Annotated in this window: 19 protein-coding genes; 12 read left to right on the forward strand and 7 right to left on the reverse strand. The window is 52.2% G+C overall.

What is annotated here, in order from left to right; all coding sequences use genetic code 11:
* The first annotated feature begins 44 nt into the window (after positions 1-44).
* Genes BM322_RS05515 through BM322_RS05530 form a run of 4 tightly spaced genes read left to right on the forward strand, consistent with a single transcriptional unit; the run spans position 45 to position 3237 of the window.
* The gene (locus BM322_RS05515) at positions 45-683 is read left to right on the forward strand and encodes a hypothetical protein (RefSeq protein WP_143102189.1); all 639 of its coding nucleotides are present in this window, start codon (positions 45-47) and stop codon (positions 681-683) included.
* A gap of 33 nt (positions 684-716) precedes the next feature.
* A complete protein-coding gene (locus BM322_RS05520) occupies positions 717-2069 on the forward strand; it encodes a phosphomannomutase (protein WP_075428912.1) in 1353 nt (450 codons plus the stop codon).
* A gap of 17 nt (positions 2070-2086) precedes the next feature.
* A complete protein-coding gene (locus tag BM322_RS05525; protein WP_075428913.1) occupies positions 2087-3016 on the forward strand; it encodes a GDP-mannose 4,6-dehydratase in 930 nt (309 codons plus the stop codon).
* Between the two features lie 38 nt (positions 3017-3054).
* Positions 3055-3237 (forward strand): ribbon-helix-helix domain-containing protein, encoded by a 183-nt coding sequence (locus BM322_RS05530; RefSeq protein ID WP_075428914.1) that lies wholly within the window; start codon positions 3055-3057, stop codon positions 3235-3237.
* A gap of 137 nt (positions 3238-3374) precedes the next feature.
* Here BM322_RS05530 and BM322_RS05535 read toward each other — a convergent pair whose 3' ends face one another.
* Both BM322_RS05535 and BM322_RS05540 read right to left on the reverse strand, forming a co-directional pair.
* The gene (locus tag BM322_RS05535; RefSeq protein WP_075428915.1) at positions 3375-4205 is read right to left on the reverse strand and encodes a PD-(D/E)XK nuclease family transposase; all 831 of its coding nucleotides are present in this window, start codon (positions 4203-4205) and stop codon (positions 3375-3377) included.
* Positions 4206-4432: 227 nt separating this feature from the next.
* The gene (locus BM322_RS05540) at positions 4433-4621 is read right to left on the reverse strand and encodes a hypothetical protein (protein ID WP_075428916.1); all 189 of its coding nucleotides are present in this window, start codon (positions 4619-4621) and stop codon (positions 4433-4435) included.
* Positions 4622-4876: 255 nt separating this feature from the next.
* Here BM322_RS05540 and BM322_RS05545 point away from each other — a divergent pair, with 255 nt between their 5' ends.
* Positions 4877-6088, forward strand: coding sequence for a Fic family protein (locus BM322_RS05545; protein ID WP_075428917.1), 1212 nt, complete (start codon positions 4877-4879; stop codon positions 6086-6088).
* 53 nt (positions 6089-6141) lie between these two features.
* Here BM322_RS05545 and trpS read toward each other — a convergent pair whose 3' ends face one another.
* Positions 6142-7152: a tryptophan--tRNA ligase gene (trpS, locus tag BM322_RS05550; protein WP_075428918.1), complete on the reverse strand. Its 1011-nt coding sequence runs from the start codon at positions 7150-7152 to the stop codon at positions 6142-6144.
* A gap of 432 nt (positions 7153-7584) precedes the next feature.
* On the opposite strand from trpS, the gene BM322_RS05555 reads away from it, so the two are divergent.
* Positions 7585-8892, forward strand: a complete 1308-nt coding sequence (locus tag BM322_RS05555; protein ID WP_075428919.1) for an ATP-binding protein — start codon at positions 7585-7587, stop codon at positions 8890-8892.
* Positions 8893-9051: 159 nt separating this feature from the next.
* Positions 9052-9450 (forward strand): hypothetical protein, encoded by a 399-nt coding sequence (locus tag BM322_RS05560; protein ID WP_075428920.1) that lies wholly within the window; start codon positions 9052-9054, stop codon positions 9448-9450.
* A 62-nt stretch (positions 9451-9512) separates the two neighbouring features.
* On the opposite strand, the gene BM322_RS05565 is transcribed toward BM322_RS05560, so the two are convergent.
* From BM322_RS05565 to BM322_RS05575, 3 genes are read right to left on the reverse strand one after another with little or no spacing between them, the layout of a single operon-like run.
* Complete coding sequence (locus tag BM322_RS05565) at positions 9513-11273, reverse strand: NADH-dependent [FeFe] hydrogenase, group A6 (protein WP_082334392.1); 1761 nt, start codon at positions 11271-11273, stop codon at positions 9513-9515.
* Entirely contained in the window at positions 11273-12523 is a 1251-nt protein-coding gene (locus BM322_RS05570; protein WP_075428921.1) for an NADH-quinone oxidoreductase subunit F, read from the reverse strand. The genes BM322_RS05565 and BM322_RS05570 overlap by 1 nt, the downstream gene beginning before the upstream one ends.
* Positions 12524-12539: 16 nt before the next feature.
* Positions 12540-13046 (reverse strand): NAD(P)H-dependent oxidoreductase subunit E, encoded by a 507-nt coding sequence (locus BM322_RS05575; protein WP_075428922.1) that lies wholly within the window; start codon positions 13044-13046, stop codon positions 12540-12542.
* 241 nt (positions 13047-13287) lie between these two features.
* Between BM322_RS05575 and BM322_RS05580 the strand changes: the two genes are divergently transcribed.
* The 4 genes from BM322_RS05580 to BM322_RS05595 all read left to right on the forward strand — a co-directional run bounded on the left by BM322_RS05580 (position 13288) and on the right by BM322_RS05595 (position 17497).
* Positions 13288-13527, forward strand: coding sequence for a hypothetical protein (locus BM322_RS05580; protein ID WP_033171335.1), 240 nt, complete (start codon positions 13288-13290; stop codon positions 13525-13527).
* 135 nt (positions 13528-13662) lie between these two features.
* Positions 13663-14598 (forward strand): metallophosphoesterase, encoded by a 936-nt coding sequence (locus BM322_RS05585; RefSeq protein WP_075428923.1) that lies wholly within the window; start codon positions 13663-13665, stop codon positions 14596-14598.
* A gap of 636 nt (positions 14599-15234) precedes the next feature.
* Positions 15235-16689 carry a hypothetical protein gene (locus BM322_RS05590; RefSeq protein WP_075428924.1) on the forward strand — a complete coding sequence of 485 codons (1455 nt, stop codon included), beginning with the start codon at positions 15235-15237 and terminating at the stop codon, positions 16687-16689.
* Positions 16679-17497: a class I SAM-dependent methyltransferase gene (locus BM322_RS05595; protein WP_075428925.1), complete on the forward strand. Its 819-nt coding sequence runs from the start codon at positions 16679-16681 to the stop codon at positions 17495-17497. Before BM322_RS05590 ends, BM322_RS05595 begins: the two co-directional genes overlap by 11 nt.
* On the opposite strand, the gene BM322_RS05600 is transcribed toward BM322_RS05595, so the two are convergent.
* Positions 17477-18268: a sulfite exporter TauE/SafE family protein gene (locus tag BM322_RS05600; protein WP_075428926.1), complete on the reverse strand. Its 792-nt coding sequence runs from the start codon at positions 18266-18268 to the stop codon at positions 17477-17479. The genes BM322_RS05595 and BM322_RS05600 overlap by 21 nt on opposite strands.
* Before the next feature lie 180 nt (positions 18269-18448).
* On the opposite strand from BM322_RS05600, the gene uxaC reads away from it, so the two are divergent.
* Entirely contained in the window at positions 18449-19855 is a 1407-nt protein-coding gene (gene uxaC / locus BM322_RS05605; protein WP_075428927.1) for a glucuronate isomerase, read from the forward strand.
* The last annotated feature ends 54 nt before the right edge of the window (positions 19856-19909 follow it).

The following is a 19909-nucleotide window of genomic DNA, read 5'->3' on the forward strand; positions in this document are numbered from 1 at the left end:
TTTGGTTCTTGTGGGCAATATTCTACAATTCGCTGTTAGTCTTGATGATAAGAAAGCTGTTAGCAGATAATATTTTAGCTTATGTAGGGCTTTATATGCTGACATTCGTAGTTCCGGACAGTTTCAATGCAGCGCTCTATAAGTTTATGTATCCATTTTTTGTGAGCTCATATTTGTATGGAGCTGGCAAACTGTCTAGGGTTAAAAGATTCTTTTCCAGAAATAAATTGCAGGTTTTATTGCTGACCATTATTGTTTATGCGGGGCTTTTTTCTATGTATGGCTATTATGCCTACATATACACATCCGGCTATGCAGTCGTGGGGCTTAGGTCGCATATAGTTACAGAATGGAAGTTTTGGAATGATATTTACAGGATGTTGATTGGCTTTGCTGGGGCTTTAATGTTTTTGCTGTTGTTGCGTCTGATCTATGACAACAGTCGCATGATATTAGACAGGGGATGGTCCTTGCTGCAGAATATTGGTATTGCGTCGTTAGCTATTTATATTATATCTGGCTATATTTACGGATATATACTACCAAAGCTTTGCAGAGATTTTGAGTTGAATTATGCAATGACAATTCTGGAATCAGTTTTAGTTTTGTCGGCTTGCTATGTCGGTTTTGTAATAATTCGCAAACAAAAAATTGCGAATAGATTTTTGTTCGGTGGCAGATAAAAATATATTTGACATAATAAAGGATTTTGATTTATGAGTTATTGCACAGAGGCCTTTGGAGCCTATGATATCCGGGGGATTTACCCCAAAACGATAAATGAAGATATTGCCTATCGCATTGGCAGATTCTTCCCCAGCTTGTTTGGAGCAAAGAAGGTTGTGGTAGGGAATGATATCCGTTTGTCCGGGTCGGCTTTGAAGGAAGCTTTGGTCAGAGGGCTGATAGAATCCGGTTGTGATGTCTTGGATATCGGTCAGTGTGGTACGGAGATGATTTATTTCGCCACGGCGCATCTGAAACTGGACGGCGGTGTCATGATTACTGCCAGTCACAATCCCAAGGAATACAACGGCATGAAGTTTGTGCGACAGGAGGCTCGCCCGATTTCTGGGGATACTGGTCTGCGGGATTTGGAAAAGCTGGTGGCTGATGGTGAGCTGCCAGCTGCGGCAGAAACAGCAGGTAAAGTGGAGATGGTGGATATTGCCGAAGCGTATGTAAAGCATATCCTTTCCTATGTAGATGTATCTCAGTTAAAGCCGCTGAAAGTGGTAGTCAATGCCGGCAATGGTGCGGCAGGGCCAATCCTGGATGTGATGGAGAAATATCTGCCATTTGAATTGGTAAAGGTTCATCATCAGCCGGATGGTAACTTCCCCAATGGCGTACCCAATCCGCTGCTACCCGAAAATCGTGAGACTACAGCCAAAGCTGTGCGAGAGTCTGGCGCTGATGCTGGTGTTGCCTGGGATGGAGACTTTGACCGCTGCTTCCTGTTTGATGAGCAGGGGAACTTTATCGAGGGCTACTATATGGTAGGTTTCCTTGCCACAGCGTTCTTGCAGAAGAATCCTGGGGAGAAAATCATCTATGATCCGCGGCTTACATGGAATACGGAGGAGCTGGTGGAAGAAAACGGTGGCATTCCAGTAATATCCAAGAGTGGTCATGCATTTATCAAGGAAAAGATGCGGGCAGAGAATGCCATCTACGGCGGTGAGATGAGTGCTCATCATTATTTCCGTGACTTTTCCTATTGCGACAGCGGCATGATTCCCTGGCTGCTGGTTCTGGAGCTGCTCTCAAGATCCGGTAAAATGTTGTCTGAGCTGATGAAGGAACGTATGGAACGCTATCCATGCTCTGGAGAAATCAATAGCAAGGTTAAAGACGCATATGAAGTTTTAGCTCGGATTGAGGTGGAGTATGGGAGCAAGGGGCAGATCACGAAGATTGATGGTCTATCTGTAGCCTTTGATGATTGGCGATTTAATTTACGTAAGTCTAATACCGAACCTGTGATTCGCCTCAACGTTGAGTCTAGGCATGATGATAATCTGATGAGGAAAAAGACCAAAGAATTGCTGGAGAAGATTCGTATGTAGAAATAGGGGGCTATGTAATGAAGGTTCTGGTAACAGGGGGCGCAGGTTTTATTGGTTCACATTTAGTGCGCCAGCTCTTGCAATCTGCTCATCAAGTATTTGTGTTGGATAATGTCAGTTCTGGGGCATGGCAACATTTGCCACAAGGAAAAGATACTTGTGTTTGTTGGCAAATGGATATCCGGGATGCATTAGCAAAGGAAAAGATTCAGCAGGAAAAATTTGATGTCATTGTGCATTTAGCTGCTCAGACCATGGTAGATGCTTCGATAAAAGATCCCGTTTATGATGCATCAGAGAATATCATGGGAACGCTCAATGTTTTAGAGGCAGCACGTCAGTGTGGGGCTCGAGTGATTTTTGCTTCGACAGCAGCTGCCTATGGCGATGTGGTAGAGTCTGATTTACCACTACTGGAGACGCATGAACTTTTGCCACAGTCTTTTTATGGACTGACAAAGGTTGGGGTTGAGAAATATTTAGCGCTATATCATGAGCATTATGGCCTGGATTATGTTGTTTTCCGCTTTGCGAATGTATATGGTGAGCGGCAGGGCGATAGCGGCGAAGGTGGCGTTATCAGCATATTTGCTAAGCGCATCGCAGCGGGGCAGGATATTACCATTTATGGTGACGGTACACAGACGCGTGATTTTGTGTATGCAGGTGATATTGCTCGCGGTATCTGCAAGGCGATGACGACGGAAAATGTGAATGCTGTATATAACCTTAGCACGCAGACGGAGACTAGTTTGTTGGAGCTGGTAAAAACATTGAGCGAGGTTTCGGGATGCGAAATCACGACCAAATTCGACTCACCGCGTGAAGGAGATATATACCGATCGATGCTTTCTAATCAGAAGGCAAAGACAGGTTTAGGTTGGGCGCCGCAAGTTTCCTTAAAAGAAGGTTTGCAGCGGACAATTGAATATTTTTGTGGAAATTGACATTCACTGAAGATAAGAGGGAGTTGTGAGGTGATTGAATGTTTATAGTCAAGAAGAACTCTGAGATGATGAATAAGACGTTTCGCTTGCCTGTCGATTTGTTGGAACGGCTCACTGAGGTGGCGAAGGCGCAGGAGGTGTCGGTCAATAATCTTGTGCAACAGTGCTGTGAGTATGCGTTAGGCGAGATGGCAGAGGCTAAAAGACCGGTGAAGAGATAACGAAGGAAGCGGCGTCAAGTGATGAAGTTCAGCAGAGTGAATTAAAGATGAGCCTGACCATCGATATCGTGGTCAGGCTCGTTTTAGCTATTGATAACATTGGGGGAGTTATTGCTTACGTTATTTAGCGCTTACAGTTATTCTGTGATTGGGATGTTGTTTTCTTTGGCGAAGGCGATAATACGTTCTTTAGACCAATCAACGGCATCGATGATTTCGATTAATGGTTTATGTTTTAGGAGCATGCGTTTTACGATGGTCATTTCCATGTTGCGTTCGCCTTCAGCACGCCCTTCGTTTAAGACCTCATTCATGATTTCGCACATTTTGCTCACTCCTTTGTCGTTGGTTTTGTAGAATTTTACTCGTTGCGCTAATTCAGGATAATACATGTCATCTGCATTGGTGCAGTGAAAATCATGCATTAAACGGCCGAGTGCATCGTCGGCTTGATGTGCTGCGTTTACGTAGATGATATCGGCATTGTCATGGAAGGTGGAATTGTTCATTTCCTCGATTTTACGCCGGATGTGGTAGATTGGTTGGTTTCCTTGTAGCACATCATGTTCTGTGATGAATATGACGCAGGTTTTTGGTAGATCCTTCCAATTGGTGCTTTTTTGCACTTCCATGGCATCGAGCAGGCTGCTGTTGTAGCGGGCTCGGAGCGGAACAGCACCAGCATCACTGCGCTGGACTTCAAAGTCATACGCGGTTCCCTGTGAGTCTTTAGCAAAAACGTCGAAACGAACCTCGCGCCCATATAGGTTGGGAACTGTGTTTTGCGTAACCATTTCCATGATTTGCAAATCGTCACGTCCTTGTATAATGCGCAGGAGCAATTCCATTCCTTGTGGGTATCCATCGAAGCAACTGTTGAAAAAGGTATCGTCTAATAACTTGAATCTTTTGATTCGCGCCAGGTTTCTTTGCCGGCGCAGTTCCTCTTGCGTTGCCGTTTGAGCCACCTTCCTTCTTCAATTATAAAAAAATGTAAGATGTGGTGCAAGTGATTTACTTTACAAACAAATGTTTCCGCATATATTATATCACAATAGGAACGTAGATTCTATATAGGATAAAGTATACAATAAGAATGATGGCATTAAATTTGAACAAGATGCCTTAGAACTAATTGAGAAAATAAAATGCCGAGGTAGTATTGCCCCGGCATTTTTATAACGAAAAGATATGGTTATTCTGTAATTGTGATGTTGTTTTCTTTGGCGAAGGCGATGACACGTTCCCTAGACCAATCGACGGCATCAATGATTTCTATTAATGGTTTATGCTTTAGGAGCATGCGTTTTACGATGGTCATTTCCATGTTGCGTTCGCCTTCAGCACGCCCTTCGTTTAAGACCTCATTCATGATTTCGCACATTTTGCTCACTCCTTTGTCGTTGGTTTTGTAGAATTTTACTCGTTGCGCTAATTCAGGATAATACATGTCATCTGCATTGGTGCAGTGAAAATCATGCATTAAACGGCCGAGTGCATCGTCGGCTTGATGTGGTGCAACTGCTTACGAAAGGTCTTGATACATGTAATTTTTTGAGGTATAATCCATACAAAACCTCAAAAAATACAGTTTTTGAGGTTTTGTATGAGCCGATGTTTTAGTTTAGCAGGTAAGCATATGTATGAATCGTTATATAAAATCTATTACAAGAGAAATACGGAGTGGCAGGGGGAGTATGAGCGTCGGATTAATAGTGTTGAGGCTCAGGTTCTGCCCTTGACGGTGTCGCAATATGGACATTCTGAGGAGTATCGGGCTTTTTTTTGTTATACGAAGGACACTGCAATTTTGCAAGAGAGAATTCGTCAGGAGTTTTCTGAGTGTCAGAAGCTGATCTATAGGCTGCCTCACTCCGCGATAGCTTTTTTCTTGCGAGCAAGTATTGTCGATGAAGTGAAGTCTACAAACGATATCGAAGGGGTACATAGCACGCGTAGGGAAATCCGCCAGGCGTTGAGTATGACTGCTGATGAACGGAAGAGCCAGCGGATGGGGACGATGGTAGACACATATCTACGCCTTTTAGCGCGGGAGGAGATTTCTTTTGCGGAGAGTCGGGATGTTCGTGTCTTATATGACGCGTTCCTGGCAGATGAGATACGGGCAGAGGACGAGGATAATCTTCCAGATGGCGAGATTTTTCGCCGCAATAGTGTGGATATCGTGTCTGCGTCGCAAAAGGTCGTTCATCGTGGCTTGTATCCAGAGGCCGAGATTATCGCTAGCATGGACCAGTCGCTTGCAATCCTTAGCGATGAGACGATACCTGTTTTTTATCGGGTGGCGTTGTTTCATTACTTTTTTGGCTACATCCATCCGTTCTATGATGGCAATGGCCGTTTGTCGCGGTTCATTACGGCGTATTATCTGACAAGGGAATTGGATCCTGTGGTGGCCTTGCAGTTATCCGTCTTGATAAAGCGTAATCGAAAGAAATACTATGAGTTGTTTTCTGTGACTGATGCGTCTATAAATTGTGGCGATATGACACCGTTTATTATCGGGATACTGGAGTTTATTGCGCAGACGGTATCGTATACGAGAGCTGTATTGGAAGAGAAAGAGCGTTTGTATTTAAAAGGCCTTGAAAAGATACAGGATATTGCGGGAGCGAATAAGAAAGTATTTGTATTTTATGACTTGTTGCTGCAGGCGGCCTGCTTTTCGGATTGCGGGGCGACTATGCAGGATATCCGCAAGTTTACCGGTAAGTCGGAGAATACGGTATATGCGTATTTGGATAAGATACCAGCAGATATGTTATTTGTGGATAAAAAATATCGCCCCTATCATTATCGATTGGATTTGGGGGAGAATGGCTGTGAGTAATAAAAATAGGGCTGACGTTTTGGTGTCAGCCCTATTGGCATTGGTGGTAATATTTATTTTTCGAGCAGCAGACCAACGCGTTTCTTGGCTTTTGTCAGTGTCTTGCGGGCGATATAGGTGGCGCGCTCGGCACCTTCGCGCATCTTTTCTTCGAGGTACGGGCGGTTGTTCATGAGCTCGGCGTATCTTTCGCGGATTGGTTTGAGCTCATCGGCTACGCACTGGCCGACGACGGCTTTGAAGTCGCCATAGCCTTTGCCGTCGAATTCGGCTTCGATTTCGTCCATGGTCTTGCCCGTGATGGCCGAGTAGATGGTCATGAGGTTGCTGACGCCTGGCTTATCTTCGCGGAAGCAGACCTTGGCTTCGCTGTCGGTGACAGCGCTCTTGAATTTCTTGAGGATGGTTTTTTCGTCGTCGAGGATCGAGATGGTAGCCTTCGGATTGGTGTCGGATTTGCTCATCTTGCTCGTTGGATCCTGCAGGCTCATGACGCGGGCGCCGGCTTTCGGGAAGTAGCCCTCAGGCAGCTTGAAGATTTCGCCATAGGTGTGGTTGAAGCGCGTAGCGATGTCGCGCGTGAACTCCAGATGCTGGGTCTGGTCGGCACCGACTGGCACATAGTCGGCCTGGTAGAGCAGGATGTCGCCAGCCATCAGGGCCGGATAGGTGAAGAGGCCGGCGTTGATGTTGTCGGGGTGTTTCGAGGATTTATCCTTGAACTGCGTCATGCGCGACAGCTCGCCGAACTGCGAGACGCAGTTCATGAGCCAGCCCATCTCGGCATGGCATTTGTTGTGGCTCTGGACGAAGACGAGGCTCTTGTCCGGGTCGATGCCGCAGGCCAGCAGCAGCGCGAATGCCTGCAGGGTCTGCTGGCGGCGCTTGGCCGGATCGATGTGGACAGTCAGCGAGTGAAGGTCAGCGATGAAGTAGTAGCACTGGTATTCTTCCTGCATCTTGCCCCAGTTGCGGACAGCACCGAGGTAGTTGCCCAGTGTGAATTCGCCGGTGGGCTGGATGCCCGATAAGATGATCTTCTTGGTTTCCTGAGTCTGTTCCATGTAGTTCCACTCCTATTCTAGCGCCGGAGCACTGAAAAAGTCCCCGGCAGTCAAAACTGCCAGGGACGAAATCTTTCGCGGTGCCACCCTGATTCATGGCAACTTTGCCATGCGCTTGATGGAGCACAACCATGCTCCTGACTACTTACGTGAGCCATACGTCGCAGCCTACTAGGCAGATTTGAAGTGCCTTTCAGTGCGCCCTCAGCGACCCATTTGCCCGCTCGTTTTTGATCCGGCTCCCAGCTTTCCGGACTCTCTGTGCAAGCGTGACGGACGTTATCCTCGCCTCAACGGTTTACATATCGTATTAAATATAGCACTATCCTGGGATATCTGTCAAGGATTGGCCAAAAAGGAAGGTGAAATATCTATACAGATGTGCTACACTAGAGGAAATGAATTTACATATTATCTGAAGGAGAGAAGGATATGCACCGTTTAACCGCAAAGCTCATCATCTATCGCAAGATCGGCAAGGACAGCATCCTGTTCCAGCTGGCTGATATCTGCCGCCAGTTCCAGAGTGGCAGTTATGATGCTGAGGAGCTGTCGGGGAAAGTACTGAACGAGGTTGCGCGCTTGCTGGATGTGGCCACGCGCTATGGCTTCAATGGCAATCTCTGGCATAACTATCTGGCGTTCCTGCTGGCGACGACGGAGACGCCCTTTACGCTGGTCTGTGAGAAGAAAGGCGCCAGCGACGGCAGTGTGCAGAAATTCGCGCGCAGCGATTTCGAGGTGTTCCGCAAGCTGCTCGACTATGATTTCGGTCCGCTGGAGCAGGCGCTGGGACTGGATTGCTTCAGCGTCATCGAGAACTATCAAGCCGTGGAAAAGAAGGAGCAGATCTACAACAAGAGCGTCAGCGACAAGGTGCGTGAGCTTAGCGATACCATTGAGCAGGCCAAGGACGGTGCGGATATGTATCGCATGGTCACGGATTTCTATGGCCGCTATGGTGTGGGCATGTTTGGCCTCAACAAGGCATTTCGCGTATCGCCGAATATCGAGGTCACAGGGCAGTTGTTGGAGTCCATCACGACGACGGGTGATATGCGCCTTGATGATCTCGTCGGCTATGAGAGCCAGAAGAAACGGCTCCAGGACAATACGGAGGCCTTCGTCGCTGGCCGCAAGGCCAATAACGTCCTGCTCTATGGCGATGCCGGTACGGGCAAATCCACGAGCATCAAGGCCATCCTCAACCAGTACTACGATCAGGGCCTGCGCATGATCGAGGTCTATAAGCATGAATTCAAATATCTGCAGCGCATCATCGCGCAGATCAAGAATCGCAACTATAAGTTCATCATCTATATGGATGATTTGTCCTTCGAGGAATTCGAGATCGAGTATAAATATCTCAAGGCAGTCATCGAGGGTGGCCTTGAGGTAAAGCCTGACAATGTGCTGATTTATGCGACCAGCAATCGCCGTCACTTGATTCGCGAGACCTGGAACGACCGGCCGGATTCGGTGGACCCCGATATGCATCAGACCGATACGGTGCAGGAAAAACTCTCGCTGTCGGCGCGTTTTGGCCTGTCCATCGGCTATTTCAGCCCGAGCCGTCAGGAGTACTACGATATCATCAAGACCTTGGCCCGCCGTCATCCCGAGATTACGCTCAGCGACGAGGAGCTCAAGGCTGGTGCAGTCAAATGGGAAATGTCGCATAGCGGCGTATCGGGCCGCATTGCGCAGCAGTATATCAATTCTTTGCTGAGCGGCAAATGATTATAGCTGCCCCTTTCGGGGGCAGCTTTATCTTATATAATTGTCGGAAAACAAAAAATAATTGCATTATTGAGATAAATGATGTATAATCATAGTACAAAATGCTAGCAAAGTTAAGAGACAGGTATTGGAATGACATCCAGGAGGGAGATGAAAAAAATGAGGAAGTATTGGAAACAGCTGATTATGGCTGCGGCGCTGAGTGTCGGGCTAGGCTTGGGGATGAGCAGCCAGGCAGAGGCAGCTGTAGTGCAGCCGATGGATTCGTTTGCAGCTACGCTGACGACGGGACAGGTACAGACGCTTAGCGTCATGGAGCTGGACAAGATCCAGACGCAGGATCTGCTCACGTGGGAGCAGCGTAAGCGCATCGAGCGTGAGCGTGAGCGTCGTCGTTGGGAGGCAAGGGAGCGTGAGCGCCGTCGTCGGGAGGCAATGAGACGTCGTCATCGCCGTCCGCCACCGCCGCCACCGCCACGTCGTCATCGCCGCTATGCTGCCGAGATTGGCACGGTAAGTCCGGTAGTTGAGATGCCGACTCAGGTCACGGTAGGATGATCATCAGCATATGAATAGGAAGAAGGCCGCGGGTCCGTTGGGACTCGCGGCCTTCCTGTCTATCAGAATTCGTAAGGTTTGCTTACCTTGTGATAGGTGGTATGCAGCAGCTCATGCGCTTTGTCGCTGAGCGGTTCGCCGAGGAATTCCTTGTAGAGTGTCTGGATTTCTGGGTTGTCATGGGACTTGCGCAGTGGCAGGTTGCGGTCAATCTCGTAAAGTGCCTCTATGCGTTTCTTGCGGATGGCATTGGTTGTGCCGATGGGCTGGCCGCCGCCGCCGATGCAGCCGCCAGGGCAGGCCATGATCTCGATGAAGTCATAGGGGCTCGTGCCCTTCTTGACCTGTTCCATGATGCGGCGGGCATTGCGCAGCGTATGGGCAACGCAGATGCGGATCTCGCGGCCGTTGATGTCGATGGTGCATTCCTTGATGCCCTCGAAACCGCGGACTTCGCTGAACTCTAGCCTTTCAAGTGTCTTGCCCGTGAGTTTTTCGTAGACTGTGCGCAGGGCAGCTTCCATGACGCCGCCAGTAGCACCGAAGATTGCACCGGCACCAGTGGCGAGGCCCAGCGGACTGTCGAACTCGCTCTCCGGCAGTTGGCGCAGCCGCAGGCCGACGTATTTGATGAGCTTGATGAGCTCGCGGGTGGTCAGCACGATATCGACATCTGGCCTGCCGTCACGGCCCATTTCGGGGCGTGCGGCCTCGAACTTCTTGGCCGTACAGGGCATGACCGATACGGTGACGATATCCTTGACGTCGATGCCGGACTTTTCGGCATAGTATGTCTTGGCGATGGCACCGAACATGCTCATCGGCGACTTGGCCGAGGAAAGATGGCTGATGCAGTCGGGGAAGTGTTTTTCCATATAGTTGACCCAGCCCGGGCTGCAGGAGGTCATCATCGGCAGGGTGCCGCCATTTTGCAGGCGCTCGAGGAACTCGGCGCCCTCCTCCATGATGGTGAGGTCAGCACCGAAGTTGGTGTCAAATACCTTGTCGAAGCCGAGCAGCTTGAGGGCCGTGACCATCTGCCCCGTAACGATGGCACCAGGTTCGAGGCCGAAGGCATCGCCAAGGGCAACGCGGACGGAGGGGGCAATCTGCACGATGACGTGCTTTTCGGGATCCTGCAGGGCATCGAGTACCTTGGTGGTGTCGTCCTTTTCGACGATAGCACCTGTTGGGCAGACAAGACTGCACTGGCCGCAGAGGATACAGTCTGTATCTTCCATCGGCTTGTTGAAGGCCGTCGTGACGACGATGTCGCTGGAGCGGCCTGCGTAGGTCAGGGCCGCGATGCCCTGTACGTCCTTGCAGGCGCGGATACAGCGGCCGCAGCGGATGCACTTGGCCGGATCGCGCACGATGGACGGATTGGTCTCGATGCGCGGCTCTTCCTTGACGACGCTGGGCAGCGGCGACTCGAGGATGTTGAAACGGCTGCAGAGACGCTGCAGGTCACAGTTCTGGTTGCGCGGGCAGCTCAGGCAGTCCTTGTGATGGTTGGCGAGCATGAGCTGCAGGATGGAGACCTGTGTATCGCGGACGATCTGCGTGTCCGTATGGACTTCCATGCCTTCCCAGACCTCCGTCGAGCAGGCGGCGAGCAGACGGCGCTTGCCGACGACCTCCACCGAGCAGAGGCGGCAGTGGGCTTTGATTCGCTGGTCCTCGTGGTAGCAGAGATGCGGGATATCGATGCCGAGGGTCTCGGCGGCCTGCATGATTTTGGTACCCTGGGGTACCTCGATGGGAATATTGTTGATGGTCAGATGAACCATCGGGATTTCATTCTGGTTGTTTTCAGCGGCCATCAATCTTCACCTCCGACGTCAAATACTTCCGGGAATGCCAGCATAGCTGACTGCAATGTGTTCTGGGCCGTTTCGCCAAGACCGCAGAGGGACGACATGCTCATGACGCGGGCAATGGTGGCCATGATGCGGATGTCTTCCTGTGTCGCCGTGTGATTGGCAATCTTGTCGAGGATGATCTTGATGTGCAGATTGCCTTCGCGGCAAGGCGTGCACTGGCCACAGCTTTCCTCAGAGAAGAATTCCTGATTCATGCGCAAGAAGTCGATGACGCTCGTGCGCTTGTCGATGACCAGCATGCCGCCAGAGCCGACCATGACGCCAGCGGCGCGCAGGTCGTCATAGGTGTAGGGCGTGTCGAGGATGGAGGCATCGGCCACCTTGCCTGAGGCCCCGCCGAACTGGATGAGCTGGATTTCGCGGTCATGCTGCATGCCGCCAGCGAGGTTGTAGATGATCTCGCGGATGGTCGTGCCGAACGGGATCTCGAACACGCCGGGATTGTTGACATTGCCAGCAACGGAAATCATCTTGGTGCCAATCGATTCGTCCGAGCCACAGGAGGCATAGAAGCCTTCCGTGTCCATGAGCAGATGCGGGACGATCGATAGGCTTTCGACGTTGTTGAGACAGGTCGGGCGGGCGAACAGGCCGCTGACCTTGATGAAAGGCGGTTTCATGCGCGGGCGGCCAGCCTTGCCCTCGATGGAGCGGATCAGTGCCGTACCCTCGCCGCAGACATAGGCGCCGCCGCCAGAGTAGAGGTGCAGGTTGAAGTTGAATCCTTTGCCGAGAATGTTCTCGCCCAGGAAGCCGTAGTTCTTGGCCTGCCGGATGGCATTGAGGAGCAGCGGCCGCAGGCAGGCGTACTCGGCACGCATATAGATGTAGCCATCGGTAGCACCGCAGACGTAGCCAGCGATGACTAAGGCCTCGATGAGATTGAAGGGGTCGTTCTGGATGAGTTCCCGATCCTTGAAGGTCGTGGTCTCGCCTTCGTCGGCGTTGCAGACGACGACCTTGTTCTCGCCACGGACGGCACGGGCCTGATGCCATTTGCGGCCGAGCGGATACTCGGCACCGCCGCGGCCACGCACCTTGACCTCGCTGATCATATCGCAGATCTTCTCGGGATCCATGTTGACAGCCTTGCGCAGGGCCTCGAAGCCGCCAATCTGCATATAGGAACCGATGGATGATGTATCGTACTGGCCAAAATTCTTGGTCAGGAACCTGATTGTCTTGCTCATACTCTTTCCTCCCAGCTTAGGTAAGCGAACGCAGCAGGGCCTCGATTTTTTCCTGCGAGTCGAGATGATCGTAGATCTGGCCGTTGATGCGTACCGAGGGCGCGCGGTCGCAGGCACCGTAGCAGGTCGTGGTCTCCAGCGTGAAGCGGCCATCGTAGGTCGTCTCGCCTATCTTGATGTCGAGCAGGCGTTCAAGCGTCTCTAAAAGCCGCTTGGTGTCAATGACATTGACGCGGCAGGCAGGCGAGCTGCAGACCTGAATCGGGTATTTGGCCCGTGGCTTGGAGGAGAGCTCACTGTAGAAATTCAGGCAGTCGAATACATTGGTGACTGGCAAGTCGAGCCGGTCAGCCAGATAATAGGCGACGGGCTCAGGGACGTAGTGGCGTTCGTTCAGTTCCTGCACCTCGAGCAGGATACCGACAATCTGCGTGGGATCGTTGTCATGCGATTCGAGCACCAGATCAATCTTGGCCTGCAGCTCAGCAGAGAGCGGATACTCTTTGGTCTGTGCGGTCAGCATAGATAAACCTCCTAAAATTTTACTACATACATAACAATTATATTATATAATAAATGTGTTTATATGCACAGTGTTTGCAGAAAAAAACAACACGCTAGAAAACGTCCAAGCCCGATTTAGTGGGCGAAAATTGGTTTTCCCCAAGATATAGTATACAACTTTACAATTATGTGTTATAATGTAGTTGCCATCAAGGGAGCATGTAAATATACTTCATACCAAAACTATGGGGGGATTATTTATGGCTATCAAGAACATTGAAATGGACCGTCGTGACAGCGCGAGTTATCGCAAAATCTTGAAACGAGGAGGTTTCCTTTCTGCAAGTTACTTGTCTGTCAATGGCTTTGACGTCAACCGGCTGCGCAAACTGGCGCTGGCAGGAGAACTTGACGCAGTACGCTGCGCTATTGGCAACTCGATCCGCTGGTATTACCGGGAACGGCAGGCGGAGAATGCGCACCTTCGTGGCTTGGCATAATCATATGTCATAGTTGTATTGTTTTTGTTTGCAGGTTAAGAATCGGCACTGCCGGTTCTATTTTTTTCGCCTTTTTACAGGGGAATCGCGTATAATCGTAGTATATACTAATAGTAACAGAAAAGGGAGAAATATATGATAAAGTTGTTTTGGTTCGTGTTCATTGGCGCGCTGGTGCTGGTATTTCTCGTGATACCGGGGGCAATCATCTGGCGGCGGGCGATGAAACTGCCTGTCGATACTGAGCGGCGCCGGTTCCTGAAACGGGCAGCTGCCTATCCTGTAGGTCTCGTGGCTGCCAGCACCTATGGCAGTCAGTATGAGCGCCGTCATACGGTCGACAACCGCTATACGCTGAAGTCTGCTGCGGGCGGTTTCCCCGAGGGCTTCCGGTTAGCGCAGATCAGCGATGTGCATCTTGGCCGCTTTTTTGACAACGAGGATTTACGGCAGCTGCTCACGCATATTGCCGCTGATGGCCCCGATATGCTGGTGATTACGGGCGATCTCTTTGATGATGAAACGCTCAACCCGGCGGCCGCACGACTGCTCGATGAGTATGTCGATGCATTTCCCGACGGCATCTGGTTTTGCCTGGGCAACCATGAGCATTTCCGTGGCGTGGAGAAAATAAAGGAAGACTTGGCGAAGACGCGCGTCCATGCCCTCTACAATGAGGCGGTCAAGGTGCCAGGGCGTGACTTCTGGCTGGCAGGTGCCGACTACCCGATGATCCGGGAGGAGAAGAAGTTCCAGCAGCTGAAGGCAAAGTATACGGCCGAGGCACTGTCACAGGTGCCAGCTGAGGAGCGTCCGCGCACGATCCTGCTTGCGCATCACCCCGAGTTTATCGACGATGGGGCGGCGGCAGGGGTGCTGCTGACATTGACTGGTCATACGCATGGCTGCCAGTTTGGCGTGCTCGGCATGCCGCTGTTTCCCGTGTTCAAGTACAACCGTGGGCTCGTGGAGAAAGGGAAAAGCTTTGGGTATGTGCACAGCGGCAACGGCAGCTGGTTCCCGTGCCGCATTGGCTGCTCGCCGGAAGTTGCATACTTTACGATAAATTAAATTACAGTTTGTCTGTTAGTGCGAGATTACAATAAGCGTGATACAGCTCAGCTTGGGTGAGGGTGGGTGCACTTTTTCTCCGCTTCGCTAAATGACCCGCGCTGGTGTATAAGTACGTATTTAGTTACATGCGCCGGGCAGGCCGGCGGCGCGCCAATACATCTTGACGTTCTAGTTTATACTTACCGCGTGCCATCCCTCACTGCGTTCGGGCAGTCGCTCCGTCTACGAAGAAAGTGTACCCACCCTCGCCCTCCGTTATGTTGGGATAATCCTGCTCTGTTCCGGCGATAGGCCACGGATTACATCGATGTGCTTGTTACGGGAGAAACGATTCGTACAATCTCAGACTTCCGTTGCCAAAGGGGCGAACGGGGTAGTGCTTCTTTCTGTCTGGAGCGACTGTCCTGCGCAGCAGGACTGGGCCGTAAGCGCATAACCTAGAAAGAACTATGTACGTCGCGACCTGGTGACGGGAGCAGGTAACTAAGTCCGTAGAACTGGTCGTACGGTCCATTCAGCGGAAACAGAAAAAGTACTACCCCGTGAACCCCGAGCTGCGTACTATCGGGATTCCAGTCCGCACGAACTAACAGACAAACTGTAATATTTTGGAATCTTGGAAGGTGGATATAGATGGCTGAAATATGGAAAGCGCGGCTGGATGAAATCCAACAGATGCTTGCGCGCGGACGGACGAGTATGGCGCGGCAGGCATTGGAGGATTTGCGTGAGGAGGGAATCGTACCGGCAGATGAGATGTGGCGCGTCCATGAGCTTTACGGTGCGGTATTCCATGACCTTGCCGATGCTGAGGGCGCGGCGGCGGCCTATAACAACGCTGCACAGGCCGATAAATACCTGCGCAGCCAGCGTGAGCATTTCTCGAATTACCTGTTTGCCCTGCATTATCTGCCGGGCATCCCTGCTGATGACCTGTTTGCTCAGCATCAGGTCTACCAGGGACTGTACCGCGATACGGAGCCACTGCCGCCGCGGGAGGGTATAACGCACGCGCGGCTGCGTATTGGCTTTCTGGCACCGGATTTCCGTGATTCCTCGTCGGCAAGGTTCTATGGATGCCTGCTTACAGGGCTGGATGCGCGTCGCTTTGCTGTCTATGCCTATGCACTGCAGGACAGTGAGGATGACTTCACGCGCCATCTGCAGGCGACGGGGCTCACATACCGTTGCCTGGCCGGGCAGAGCCTGCGGCAGCAGGCTGAGACAATCCGCTGGGATGAGATCGATGTGCTGATGGATCTTGGCGGTCATTCGGCAGGTGGCATGGGCCTCATGGTGCTGGCTCAGCGGCCGGCGCCGGTGCAGATCTGCGGCATCGGCTGGTTCGATACCACGGGCCTGCCTGCCGTCGATGCGTTCCTGACCGATGCGGAGATGGACCCTGTCGGCACGGACTACCGCTTTACCGAGCAGCTGCTGCGCCTGCCGAGCGGTTTCTGCTTTACGCCAACACCTGCCATGCGCCGATTGACGCGGCAAGTGCGCCAGCGGGATGGCATCGTCTTTGGCTGCTATCAGAACGTCATGAAGATCAACCGTCAGGTCATGGATGCTTGGCGTCATATCCTGGACAATCTTCCGGACAGCCGCCTTATCGTGCAGGATACGACACGGCTGCCGGAGCGGCGGGCGGTGCTGTGCAAGCGGCTGGAGAATGCTGGCCTGCCGATGGAGCGCGTCGAGGTGCGGCTGGGCAGTGACCGTTATCTTGAGGATTATCAGCAGCTTGACATCATGCTCGACACCTTCCCGTATCCGGGCGGCGCGGCGACGGCCACGGCGCTCTATATGAGTGTGCCGGTCATCGCCCTGCGCGGCGACCACCATAGCGCACGGCTCAGTGCGAGCATACTGGCGGCTGCTGGCCATGCGGAGTGGATCGCAGATGATGCAGACGAATACATCAAGCTGGCCTTGCAGCTGGCTGTAGACCGCGAGGCACTGGAAACACAGCAGCTTGGCCTGCGCGCCGAGCTCGAGCGTTCGCCATTGCTGGATGTACAGGCGTATTGCGCCGCGTTTTCAGAGGCCATCTTGGCTAGGGGAGGAAATTTCCTTGAATCATGATCTGATTGATTATCTCGCGGGGGGGCCTGAGCCGAGACGCTGGCTGGTCCTTGAAAGCCCGCAGTACCTCGTCCGCTTGCGGGCTCTCTATCCGCAGGCAGCTATAACGGCGGTCACGCGGTATGAGGAGATTGCAGAGCTTGAAGAGTTTGCGGGGCTTGGCATCGACTGGCATATCCTGGACTATCGGCAGCAGCGGCTGCCTTTTGCCGAGGAGAGCTTTGACTTCATTATCGCTGAGCCTGTGCTGACCGAGTCTTGGGAGCTGTATGATACGCTGATGGACATCAGCCGCAAGCTCACCGACGTCGGCACGCTCTATACCGCGTATCTGAACATCCGTTATCACGGCGTGCTCGCGCAGCTGCGTGAGGGAATCTTTCCAGTGCGTGATGATCATCTCTATGCCAAGACGGAGATTGTCCGCATCCTTGATGATGCGTTGTTCAAGGAAATCGGTTTCCTGCCGGGGCTGCAGGATGATGATCTGGCGGCGGGGGAATCCTGGGAGGCACAGGGATTTGCAAATTTCAGCCATGACCTTAGCACGGCGCAGTGGCTCGTTGAGGCGAAACGCAGCACAGCCAGTGTCGCCAATCTCAAGGGCCTCTATGACCGGGACACGCGCAAAGAGCTCGCGCGGCTGCTCCATCGCATCGAGTATGATATCGACACGCAAAAGAACCTCGCGGAGCTAAGGAAGCTCTGCGAGGCGCAGATGATATTTGACGAGTATCTCGAGGACTTCGTCCGCGAGACCTGCGTGCATCAGGACAAGGTGCTGGGCTTAGTGCGTACTGCCCAATAAGATCAAGCGGATACCGAGCGCGAACATCGCCAGTGACAGCAGTCCAAGGATTACCTTGGACTTTGTTTTTTGTGAGATCTTCGCGCCAATCTGGGCACCGATGGCTGCACCGATGGCGATGCAGATGGCTGGCAGCCAGATGATGTGGTTGAGCAGGAAGTGGGAGACCACACCGAAGGCCGAGGAGCAGGCCAGGACGAAATGCGAGGTGGCCGTGGCGACATGGACCGGGAAGCCCAGCAGATAGATCATCAGCGGCACGTGGATGACGCCGCCGCCGATGCCGAAGATGCTCGAGATAAAGCCGACGCCGAAACTCGAGACGATGCCGATCCACTGGCTGAACTGGAACCCCTCAGGAATCTCATGGATGTCTGCGGGTGGCCTATGGGTCGTATTCCAGAACATGATGCAGGCCATGCAGAGCATGAACAGGCCGTAGTAGAAGTCGAGCTGCGGCGCGCTGAAGGAGTTGACGATATACGAGCCCATGAAGGCGCCAGGCAGCGTGGCAGCCGCGAACGGTATCGCCGCATGGAAGAAGACGCGTTTCTGCCGGATATAGGCGAGGGTACCCGATGCGGCATTGGCGAGCACGATGACCAGCGAGGTGCCCGTGATCTGGGCTGCCGTATGGAAATACGGATAGATGCCGCCATCGGACAGGAAGAAGATGAAGACCGGCACGCAGATAAGGCCGCCGCCGATGCCCACGAGGGTGCCGAAGACGCCGACGAACAGGCCGAGCAGCAGGAATAAGATGATAGCCATAAAACAATCCTTTCGTGAATAATTTCTCAAGCTCATTATAGCACAGCTTTTGTCTGCATAGGGAAGAAAAATAGTTCAAATCTGTCTGAAAAATCTCGACAATTGCGACGAATTGTGGTAAGATGAATAAGAAATAATAGTCATAGTTTTCAGTTATCTTTGCACCAGAGGAGGATCGAGATGAAAAAGTTTATGGATGAAAACGTTCTGCTCCAGACCGAAACAGCACAGTGGCTCTATCATGAGCATGCCGCTAAGATGCCAATCATTGACTATCGCTGCCACCTGAGCGCGGCGGAGATCGCCAGCGATAGCAGCTATCGCAATATCACGCGGCTGCTGCTGGGCAGTGACGATGCCAAATGGCGCTTGATGCGTGCTGGCGGCATCGAGGAAAAATATATCACCGGTGATGCCAGTGACTATGAGAAATTCCAGAAATTCGCCGAAGTCCTGCCCAAGGCCGTCGGCAATCCGATCTTCCTGCGCACGCAGCTTGAGCTCAAGCGGTTCTTTGACTGCGATACGCTGCTTAGTGGCGAGACGGCTCCTGAGATCTGGACGCTCTGCAACGAGAAACTGCAGCAGCCGGATTTCACGATTCGCGGCCTGCTGCAAAAGGCTGGTGTCGAGAGCATCGATACGCTGGCTGACCCTGCCGATGACCTCAAATGGTTCCGCAAGACTTTGGATGATGAGACCTGCAAGACGCTGGTTCATCCGATTTTCTGTCCCGACAAGGTGCTCCATATCGAGTCACCCGAGTGGGAAAACTACATGAAGTATGAGCTCGGTACCTCTGCAGACATCGATATCAGCACGATGCAGGATATCCGCGATGCATTGCGCAAGCGCATGGATTACTTCGAGACGCTGGGCTGCCGCACGGCTGACCATACCCTTGATATGATGGATTTCTGCCTGGCCGAGGAATTTGAGCTTGATGATATCGTGGGACGCACGATAAACGGCAAGGCCAGACGGCAGACACAGACTGTCCGCGCGCAGTTCCAGACGGCTATCATGGTGTTCCTGGCAACGGAGTACGCGCGCCGCGGCTGGGTCATGCAGCTTGAGTACGCAGTGCTGCGCGACAATAACAGCCGTCTGTTAAATAGCGCTGGCCCGGCCAAAGGCGGCGACTGCCTGACTAGTGGCTGCTGCGGGGCAAAGCTTGCCCAGTTCCTCGATGCCCTTGACAAGGATTCGCTGCTGCCCAAGACCATCATCAGCTCGCGCAATCCTGCTGACGGGCCGATGATTGCTTCGGTCATCGGAGCCTTCCAGGGAAGTGAGGCAGCTGGCAAGCTGCAGCTCGGTGCCTCATGGAACTTCCAGGGGGACAAGGCTGGCATCAAGGCGCAGCTGGCCAATACCGCAGGACTGTCACTTCTGGGCAATGCGGTCAATATGGCCAGCAATGCCCGCAGTGTGCTTTCGTGCTCGCGGCATGAATATTACCGCCGCATCCTCTGCAACTTCATCGGCCGTCTCGTCGAGAATGGCGAGTATCCGGATGACAGGGAGCTGCTCGGCAAGCTCGTTGAAGACATCTGTTATAACAATGCGAAAAAATATTTTGGCTGAGCGCACAGGCGGCTATGCTATAATATAGTCATGATAACGCAGAGAAACGAGGGA

Source organism: Selenomonas sp. GACV-9, from assembly GCA_900116485.1.
Classification (GTDB): Bacteria; Bacillota; Negativicutes; order Selenomonadales; family Selenomonadaceae; genus Selenomonas_A; species Selenomonas_A ruminantium_G.